The sequence below is a fragment of the Sphingomonas yabuuchiae genome, assembly GCF_014199595.1.
Classification (GTDB): domain Bacteria; phylum Pseudomonadota; class Alphaproteobacteria; order Sphingomonadales; family Sphingomonadaceae; genus Sphingomonas; species Sphingomonas yabuuchiae.
The window spans coordinates 1-1152 of sequence record NZ_JACHNX010000058.1; the positions used below are offsets into that span (position 1 = coordinate 1).

Genomic DNA, 1152 nt, shown 5'->3' on the forward strand with positions numbered 1-1152 from the left:
AGGAGATCATTGCAAAACCCGATTGCAGTGAACTGGGCGGGTATTTCGGATTGGCTGGGTGTCAGCGGCCCCGCCCGCTGACCAGCGGGCGGTGGATGGCGGGGTACTCGAGCTCTGGTGAGCAGGTTCGGGGGCGCAAGGGGTTCAGGTGAGACGCAGCGCGGTGGTCATGTTGTACGCCAGGGCAAGCAGAAAGCTGTCGTTGCGGTTCCTGGCCAGCCCCTTGTAGCGTACGCAGTCGAAGCCCCGCCATCGCTTGAGGGTGGCAAAGACGCCCTCGACCTGGGCGCGGATCGGCGCGATCAGGGCATTGTGTCGCTGTTGCCACCGGGTCAGCGGCGGGCCGCCACCCCAGCTCTTGTGCATGATCCGCGGCTTGATGCCTTGCACGCCCAGCCACTGGCGGCGGGCGCGTTTGGCATAGGCCTTGTCGGCATAGACCGCCCTTTCGTCGCCGCAAACTAGATCGTCGGCGGGCACGGTATCGTTGACGTTGGCCGGGGTCAGCACCAGCCGGCGGATCAGCCGACTGCCATGATCCACCCCGATATGCAGCTTGTAGCCGAAATGCCCGCCCGGCCTGCCCTTGCGGGCGGTATTGGCCGCATCGCCGTCGACCGGTGCCCGGCGACCATCGCGCGACCCTGGGCGGAACGGTGTCGCCACCAGCGAGGCGTCGATCATCGTGCCCTGTTTCAGGATCAGCCCACGCACGGCCAGTTGCCGCTCGAAGGCGACGAACAACGCCTCGCCCAGGCCCGCCTCCAGCAGCCGGTTGCGGAACCGGCAGATGGTGCTGTGGTCGGGCGGCGCATCCTCCAGTGACAGCCCGACAAAGCGGCGAAACGACATCCGGTCGTCCAGCGCTTCCTCCAGCCCATGGTCCGACAGCGCATAAATACGCTGCAACACCAGCGCCTTGACCATCAGCAGCGCATCAAAGGGCGGGCGACCGCCCCGCTCGGCACGCAGCGGCGACAAGAGCGACCCCAGATCGGCCCAGTCCACTTCCCGCGCCAACCGCTCCAGCCGGACATTGCGACCCAGACGCGGCGACACCAGGCCATCCACTAAGCAACCCTGATCCATCGCAAACGCCCCCCCAACTCGCGATAATCAATCACCTGCGCAGGTCTTTTGCAACGATCCCCT

1 protein-coding gene is annotated in these 1152 nt (G+C 66.1%); it reads right to left on the reverse strand.

Annotation, left to right across the window (positions count from 1 at the left end; genetic code table 11):
• Nucleotides 1–144 precede the first annotated feature (144 nt).
• Nucleotides 145–1059 (reverse strand): IS5 family transposase, encoded by a 915-nt coding sequence (locus tag GGQ89_RS19820; RefSeq protein WP_184107211.1) that lies wholly within the window; start codon nucleotides 1057–1059, stop codon nucleotides 145–147.
• Nucleotides 1060–1152 lie beyond the last annotated feature (93 nt).